The sequence below is a fragment of the Hydrogenophaga sp. 70-12 genome (assembly GCF_001897365.1).
GTDB classification, from domain to species: domain Bacteria; phylum Pseudomonadota; class Gammaproteobacteria; order Burkholderiales; family Burkholderiaceae_C; genus Hydrogenophaga; species Hydrogenophaga borbori.
This window is the reverse complement of sequence record NZ_MKSS01000329.1, coordinates 9,619-16,804: the sequence shown is the minus strand read 5'-3', so window position 1 is coordinate 16,804 and position 7,186 is coordinate 9,619. Positions and strand designations below refer to the sequence as shown.

At 72.5% G+C, this 7,186-nt stretch carries 8 protein-coding genes; 6 read left to right on the top strand and 2 right to left on the bottom strand.

Annotated features, from left to right (window positions below):
* Positions 1-575: amidohydrolase family protein (locus BGO22_RS17185; RefSeq protein WP_286851916.1), on the top strand; the 575-nt coding region annotated here is incomplete at its 5' end.
* A complete protein-coding gene (locus BGO22_RS17180; RefSeq protein WP_286851914.1) occupies positions 572-1,357 on the top strand; it encodes a lysophospholipid acyltransferase family protein in 786 nt (261 codons plus the stop codon). The genes BGO22_RS17185 and BGO22_RS17180, both read left to right, overlap by 4 nt.
* Positions 1,358-1,376: 19 nt before the next feature.
* On the opposite strand, the gene BGO22_RS17175 is transcribed toward BGO22_RS17180, so the two are convergent.
* A complete protein-coding gene (locus BGO22_RS17175; RefSeq protein WP_070397342.1) occupies positions 1,377-2,564 on the bottom strand; it encodes a helix-turn-helix domain-containing protein in 1,188 nt (395 codons plus the stop codon).
* 244 nt (positions 2,565-2,808) lie between these two features.
* On the opposite strand from BGO22_RS17175, the gene BGO22_RS17170 reads away from it, so the two are divergent.
* Positions 2,809-4,935, top strand: coding sequence for a PQQ-dependent dehydrogenase, methanol/ethanol family (locus BGO22_RS17170; RefSeq protein WP_070397343.1), 2,127 nt, complete (start codon positions 2,809-2,811; stop codon positions 4,933-4,935).
* 103 nt (positions 4,936-5,038) lie between these two features.
* Here the strand turns inward: BGO22_RS17170 and BGO22_RS17165 are convergent, their stop codons facing one another.
* Positions 5,039-5,683, bottom strand: coding sequence for a glutathione S-transferase family protein (locus BGO22_RS17165; RefSeq protein WP_070397344.1), 645 nt, complete (start codon positions 5,681-5,683; stop codon positions 5,039-5,041).
* A gap of 109 nt (positions 5,684-5,792) precedes the next feature.
* Here BGO22_RS17165 and BGO22_RS17160 point away from each other — a divergent pair, with 109 nt between their 5' ends.
* From BGO22_RS17160 to BGO22_RS17150, 3 genes are all read left to right on the top strand, one after another.
* Positions 5,793-6,179 (top strand): DUF2946 family protein, encoded by a 387-nt coding sequence (locus BGO22_RS17160; RefSeq protein ID WP_070397345.1) that lies wholly within the window; start codon positions 5,793-5,795, stop codon positions 6,177-6,179.
* A gap of 68 nt (positions 6,180-6,247) precedes the next feature.
* Positions 6,248-6,730, top strand: coding sequence for a copper chaperone PCu(A)C (locus BGO22_RS17155; RefSeq protein ID WP_070397346.1), 483 nt, complete (start codon positions 6,248-6,250; stop codon positions 6,728-6,730).
* A 112-nt stretch (positions 6,731-6,842) separates the two neighbouring features.
* A partial coding sequence (locus BGO22_RS17150) for a PepSY domain-containing protein (protein WP_286851919.1) occupies positions 6,843-7,186 on the top strand: 344 nt, incomplete at its 3' end.

Genomic DNA, 7,186 nt, shown 5'->3' with positions numbered 1-7,186 from the left:
CCGAGGGCCTGCCCGTCAGCTGCGACGTGAGCGTGCACAACCTGCACCTCACCGACGTGGACATCGGCTTCTACGACAGCCGCTTTCGCCTGCAGCCGCCGCTGCGTCAGCAGCGCGACCGCGACGCCCTGCGCGCCGGCCTGGCGGACGGCACCATCGACGCGCTGGTGTCCGACCACAACCCGGTGGACAGCGACGCCAAGACCCTGCCGTTCGCCGAGGCCGAGCCCGGCGCCAGCGCGGTGGAGCTGCTGTTGGGCCTGGCCTGCACCTGGGCGCAGCAGGAAGGCCTGGGCCTGATGCAGGCGCTGGCGGTGCTCACACACGGTCCGCAGCGCGTGCTGGGCGCCAGCCTGGGCACGCTGCAGGCCAGCGTGGGCCAGCTCGCCGTGGGCGGCGCGGCCGACGTGCTGGTCTTCCACCCCGACGCGCCCTGGACCGTGGCGCCGTCGGCCCTGCGCAGCCAGGGCCGGCACACGCCGTTCGAGGGCCACGAGATGCCGGTGTCGGTGCGCGCCACGCTGGTGGGCGGGCAGATCGCGCACGCGGCCGAGGGCGTGGCGGCGCCGGCGTGAACGCGCCGCACGGCCAGGCCGGGGGGGCGCGCACCCGGGGTGGGCAGCTGCGCGCGGCCTGGCGTGCCCTGCGCGCCGTGCTGCACGTGCTGCGCGGCCTATGGATCATCCGCAGCGAGTTCGGCCGCCTCACGCACGCGCAGAGCCAGCTCATCGTGCGTGAGTGGTCGCGCCGCATGCTGGCCATCATGGGCATCGCGCTGGACGTGCAAGGCCAGCCGCCCGCGCACGGCGCGGTGCTGATGGTGGCCAACCACATCTCCTGGCTCGACATCCTGGTCATGAACGCCGCGCACCCGAGCCGTTTCGTGTCCAAGGCCGACGTGCAGCGCTGGCCGCTGCTGGGCTCGCTCACCACCGGCGCGGGCACGCTGTACATCGAGCGTGAGAGCCGGCGCGACGCGCTGCGCGTGGTGCACCGCATGGCCGAGCGGCTGCGCGCGGGCGAGACCGTCTCGGTGTTTCCCGAGGGCACCACGGGCGACGGCGCCCAGCTGTTGCCCTTCCACGCCAACCTGCTGCAGGCCGCGATATCGGCCAGCGCACCGGTGCAGCCGGTGGCGCTGCGCTACCTGGAACGCGGCAGCGGCCAGCCGCACCCGGGCCCGGTGTTCATTGGCGACGACACCCTGGTCGCGTCGGTGTGGCGCACGCTGCGCTCGGACACGGTGCGCGCCGTGGTGCGCTACGGCACGCCGCAGCGCGCGGGGGCGCGCGACCGCCGCGCCTGGTCCGAGGCGCTGCGCGCCGAGGTGCAGGCCGAGTTCGACGCGGCGCGCTGAGCGGGCCCGCCGGGCCGGTTCAGGGGGCGGAGGCCTCGGTCGCCGGCGCGGCCCGCAGCCGCCGGTACAGCAGCCCGCGCGACACCCCCAGCTGACGCGCGGCGCGCGCGATGTTGCCGCCGCAGGCCGCCAGCGTTTCGGAGATCACGCGGTCGCGGTGGTCGTCCAGCGTGGAGGAGGGCGCGGCGTCGGCGATCGGTGCGTCGGGCGCGGCCTCGCCGGCCGAGGACGGCGGCGCGCCGGTGGCCACGGCGCGGTTGAAGTCCACGCCGTCGGCGCTGCCGATGTGGGCGCGCACCCAGACCGTGAGCCCGTTGGGCAGCCGCAGCGCGCGCGGCTCGCGGGCGCGGTGCAAGGCCAGCAGTTCCTCGAAGGCCAGGCCGAACACCTCGTCCACCGGTGGGTGGGCCAGGGCGTTGGCGCCGGTCAGGCGTTGCGCCACCGGGTTGAGCCAGGCCAGTTGGCCGCCCACGTCGATGCCGGCCAGGCCTTCCAGCGGCGTGCCCAGCACGCGCGGGCTGGCCTGGAACTGCAGCACCAGGTGCGCGGGCGACTGCAGCCGCAGCAGCCGGTTCTCGATGGTGCTGGCGTAGAGCGCCACCAGGCCGGCGGCGTCGAAGCCGAAGGGCGAGCCCTCGATGGACAGGTCCAGCACGCCGGCCAGGCGGCCGTGCACGTCGCGGATGGGCGCGGCCGCGCAGTGCAGGGTCTGCAGCATCTCGTGGAAGTGCTCGGCGCCCTGCACGGTGCAGGCGCTGGCCACGCGCGCCACGATGCCCGGCGCCGTGGTGCCGATCTCGCCCTCGGCCAGGTTCACGCCCACGCGGCTGCCCGCGTCCAGCAGCGGCTGCGGTGCCGTGCCCAGCGGCGCGCTGGCGTGGATGACCACGCCCTGGCCGTCGGTGAGCAGCACGCGGCAGCTGGTGCCGCCCAGCGCCGCGGCGAGCTGCTGCAGGTCTTCGTTGCCGGCCAGCAGCAGCTGCTGGTTGCGCGTCAGGCAGGCGTGCATGCGGCTGCGCGTCACGGGGTCGAAGCTCACCGCCTGGTGCGGGTCGCGGCGCGTGGCGGTGCAGCGCATCCACGATTGGATGACGGCTTCGTTCACCAGCCCGGTGGGGCGTTCGCCTTCGTCGAAGAACCGCTGCCGCGCGAGCGCTGTGCGCTGCTCGGCGGTCTGGAAGAACAGGGGGCGGGCGGGCTCGGCCATGGGTTCGCTCGGGGTGGGCCAGGGCAGTATCGGTGCCGCGCACGGGCACCGCGCTGCGGGAAATCCCTGCGCCATCCGCCCACTCTGTTCCACCGTGGAACAAAACACTTGAGGGAAATCCCGGGGGTGCCGCGCGATGGCCGGCTGCGGAACATGGCCGTCGCGGCATCCGTGTTCCGGGGGGATGCGCGAGCCTTGCCACCGACCCCACACGCCGGCCCGGACCGGCACATCAGGAGACAACATGAGCACCCATTCGCTCACCGCCCGCGCCGCCGTCGGCCTGGCGCTGCTGCTGGGCGCCGCGCTCGGCGCGCAGGCCCAGCAGGCGACGGTCAAGGGATCGGCCGCGCACATCAGCGCGGTCACGAAGAAGGTCGACGGCGCCTTCGTGCGCAGCAACGCGCGCGCCACGCCCGACTGGCCCAGCCACGGCCTGGACTACGCCGAGACCCGGCACTCCAGGCTCGACCAGGTCAACACCGGCAACGTGAAGGACCTGGGCCTGGTCTGGTCCTACAACCTGGAGTCCACGCGCGGGGTGGAGGCCACGCCGCTGGTGGTGGACGGCATCATGTACGTGACCGCCTCGTGGAGCGTGGTGCACGCCATCGACGTGCGCACCGGCAAGCGCATCTGGTCCTACGACCCGCAGGTGCCGCGCGAGGGCGGCTTCAAGGGCTGCTGCGACGTGGTCAACCGCGGCGTCGCCCTGTACGAGGGCAAGGTCTTCGTGGCCTCCTACGACGGCCGCCTGGTGGCGCTGGACGCCGCCACGGGCCAGAAGGTGTGGGAGAAGGACACCATCATCGACCGCAAGTTCAGCTACACCATCACCGGCGCGCCGCGCGTGGTCAAGGGCAAGGTCATCATCGGCAACGGCGGCGCCGAGTACGGCGTGCGCGGCTATGTCACGGCCTACGACGCCAAGACCGGCGAGCAGAAGTGGCGCTGGTTCACCGTGCCGGGCGACCCGTCCAAACCCTTCGAGGACGAGTCCATGGCCAAGGCCGCCAAGACCTGGGACCCGGCCGGCAAGTGGTGGGAGGCGGGCGGCGGCGGCACGGCCTGGGACGCCATGGCCTTCGATCCCGAGCTGAACCTGCTCTACATCGGCACCGGCAACGGCTCGCCCTGGGCGCGCAGCAAGCGCAGTCCGGCCGGCGGCGACAACCTGTACCTGGCGTCCATCGTCGCGCTCAACCCGGACACCGGCAAGTACGTCTGGCACTACCAGGAAACGCCCGGCGACAACTGGGACTTCACCTCCACGCAGCCCATGATCCTGGCCGACCTCACGCTGGACGGCAAGAAGCGCAAGGTGGTGATGCACGCGCCCAAGAACGGCTTCTTCTTCATCGTCGACCGCACCAACGGCAAGTTCATCTCGGCCAAGAACTTCGTCGACGTGAACTGGGCCACGGGCTACGACAAGAATGGCCGCCCGATCGAGACCGACATCGCGCGCACGGCCGACCGCCCGCGCGAGATCATCCCCAGCGCCTTTGGCGCGCGCAATTGGCACTCCATGTCCTTCAACCCGAAGACCGGCCTGGTCTACATGCCGGTGCAGGGCGTGCCGCTCACGCTGATGGACAACAAGAACTGGAACTTCAACGGCGTGCGCCCGGGCGAGCCGCACAGCAACATGGGCTGGAACCTGGCCACCTTCGCCAACGTGGAGCCGCCCGCCAGCAAGCCCTTTGGCCGCCTGGTGGCCTGGGACCCGGTGAAGCAGCAGGCGCGCTGGACGGTGGAGCACGTCTCGCCCTGGAACGGCGGCACGCTCACCACGGCCGGCAACCTGGTGTTCCAGGGCACGGCCGACGGCCGCTTCGTGGCCTACAACGCCGCCAGCGGCGAGAAGCTGTGGGAGACGCCCACCGGCACCGGGGTGGTGGCCGCGCCCACCACCTACCTGGTGGACGGCAAGCAGTACGTGTCCATTGCCGTGGGCTGGGGCGGTGTGTACGGCCTGGCGCAGCGCGCCACCGAGCGCCAGGGCCCGGGCACGGTCTACACCTTCGCCGTGGGCGGCAAGGCGCCGGCGCCGGACTTCGTGGCCTACCGGCTGGGCCAGCTCGTGCAGGGCGTGAAGTACGACCCGGCCCATGTGCCCGAGGGCACCGCGCTGTACGTGAGCAACTGCGTGTTCTGCCACGGCGTGCCGGGCGTGGACCGCGGCGGCAACATCCCCAACCTGGGCTACATGGACTCGGCCTTCATCGAGAACCTGGACAAGTTCGTCTTCAAGGGCCCGGCCATGGCGCGCGGCATGCCCGACTTCACGGGCAAGCTCACGCCGGACGACGTGCAGAAGATCAAGGCCTTCATACAGGGAACCGCTGACGCGATCCGCCCCAAGAAGTAGAAGCACCCCCGCCGCGCTTCGCGCGCCCCCTCTAAAGGGGGCGGCACCTGCGGCCCGGCAAAGCCGGTTCCGAGGTGCCGCCGGGTGGTGGATGGGCGTTGGTTCAGCGTTTGCTTCGGCTCAACATCAGTTCGGTGTTGGCCTTGCGGTCGGCGTTGAGCTTCTGCACCGTGGGCCGCTCGCCCAGGCGCTTGAGGTAGTCGCGCACGGGCAGCTCGGCCAGGAAGTCGCGGCCGTAGATGATCTTGGTGGCGCTGCTCACCAGCGGCAGGTGCACCGCGCCCGCGCAGTCGGCCAGGGTGAACTCAGGGCCGGCGAGGAAGGGCGAGAAGCTGGCGAGCTTGGCGAAGCCGGCGATGTTTTTCTCCAGCTGCGGCGCGATCTTCTCCTTCGCGGCGTCGCTGACCTTGCCGCCGAAGAAGGCCTCGGGGTAGAGGTTGCGCGCCACCAGTTCCAGGTGCAGCTCCAGGTAGCGCACCAGCTCGCGCACCTTGGCGGCCGCGAAGGCGTCGGCCGGCAGCAGCGGCGGGTGCGGGTAGGCGTCCTCCAGGTACTCCAGGATCACGGTCGACTCCGACAGCGCGCCCTGGTCGGTCTTGAGGTAGGGCACCTTGCCCAGCGGGCTGCAGCTGGGGTCGGTCTCGCCGATCCAGGCCAGTTCTTCCTCGAAGGGGATGCCCTTTTCCAGCAGGGCGAGACGGACCTTGTTGTAGTAGTTGCTGGCCGCGAAGCCGCAGAGCTTGAGCATGGGCGATGTCTCCGGTGGTCGTTCGAAACGGGGGATCGTGGCCCCGATGCCGGGGGGGCGCAAGGCCTCGGGCGTCGCGGGCGGGACCCCGCCCGTAGAATCCCGTCCCATGTTCCTGCACCGCTGGCCGCGTCGCCTCACCGCGTGGATCGCCCTCCTGGCGGTCTGCTTCGGTGCCTTCGCGCCCGTGCTGTCGCAGGCCGCGCTGCAGGCCCGCGGGCCCGACGCGGGCCACTGGGTGCAGATCTGCAGCGCCAGCGGCATCACCTGGGTGCGCGCCGACGCCAGCGACAGCGCCGACGGCCACGCGCCCGAGGCCGCGCTGACCTGTCCTTGGGGCGCCATCAGCGCCGGTGGCGCGGGCCTGCCGCCCGCGCCCGCGCTGGCCTTGCCCGAGGCGGCGCCTCAGCCCGTGCCGCTGGCGCAGGCGCAGCGCGGGCAGGACGCGCCGGCCACGGCCCACGCGCCGGCGCGCGCGCCGCCCCGGGGCATCTGAATCCCTTCCCGCACGGCGCGCCGCTCTGGCCCGCGCCGTGTCCTCCCCATTGCCGATTCGGATTCCCCATGAAACACCTGTTCATCGCCTCTTCCTTTGCCATCGCCGCCACCGCCTGGGCCCAGACGCCCGTGCAGGTGCAGGACGCCTGGGCGCGCGCCACCGTCGGCGCGCAGTCGTCCACCGGCGCCTTCATGAAACTCACCGCGCCGCAGGCCACGCGCCTGGTGGAGGTGCGCTCGCCGGCCGCCGGCGTCGTCGAGGTGCACGAGATGAAGCTCGAGGGCGACGTGATGCGCATGCGCGCCATCGCCGCGCTGCCGCTGCCCGCGGGCCAGACCGTGGAGCTCAAGCCCGGCGGCTACCACGTGATGATGATGGACCTCAAGGCGCCCGTGAAAGCGGGCGACGCGGTGCCCCTGACGCTGGTGTTCGAAGGCGCCGACGGCCAGCGCCAGACCCAGGACGTGAAGGCCACGGCCCGCGCGATGGCGCCCATGCCGGCCGCGCCCGCTGGCGCTGCCCACGGCAGCGGCCACGGCAAGCACTGAGCGCCAGCCGCCGAGGCCTTCCCATGTCCTTCCCGCCCGATACCTCGGGCGCGCCCGCGCCGACCTGCGCGCCATCGCCTGGCGCTGGCACGCCATCGCCGGCCTGCTGGTGATGCCTTTTCTGCTCACGCTCGCCATCACCGGCGCCGTGATGGTCTTCTACACCGGCTTCCAGACCCGCCTGGGCGCCGATCCGCGCGTGGTGCCGCTGCCCACGGCCCAGCCGGTGAGCGCGCAGGCGCTCGCCGCCCTGGTGGAGGTGCCCGAGGGGCGCCTGCGCGGCTACATCGCGCCGCGCTCGCCCGAGCGCGCCGCCTGGTTCGTCATCGAACGCGACGGGCAGACCCTCGCCGCCGCGGTCGACCCCTACCGCGCCACCGTGCTGCACTGGGTGGACAAGGGCGACACGCCCTTCGCCTGGGCCCAGCGCATCCACGGCACCCTGCTCATGGGCGA

Bases quoted from the DNA above. Each gene is read 5' to 3' on its own strand.
- BGO22_RS17170 (WP_070397343.1), top strand. From the start codon at position 2,809: ATGAGCACCCATTCGCTCACCGCCCGCGCCGCCGTCGGCCTGGCGCTG.
- BGO22_RS17155 (WP_070397346.1), top strand. From the start codon at position 6,248: ATGAAACACCTGTTCATCGCCTCTTCCTTTGCCATCGCCGCCACCGCC.
- BGO22_RS17175 (WP_070397342.1), bottom strand. From the start codon at position 2,564: ATGGCCGAGCCCGCCCGCCCCCTGTTCTTCCAGACCGCCGAGCAGCGC.
- BGO22_RS17160 (WP_070397345.1), top strand. From the start codon at position 5,793: ATGTTCCTGCACCGCTGGCCGCGTCGCCTCACCGCGTGGATCGCCCTC.
- BGO22_RS17165 (WP_070397344.1), bottom strand. From the start codon at position 5,683: ATGCTCAAGCTCTGCGGCTTCGCGGCCAGCAACTACTACAACAAGGTC.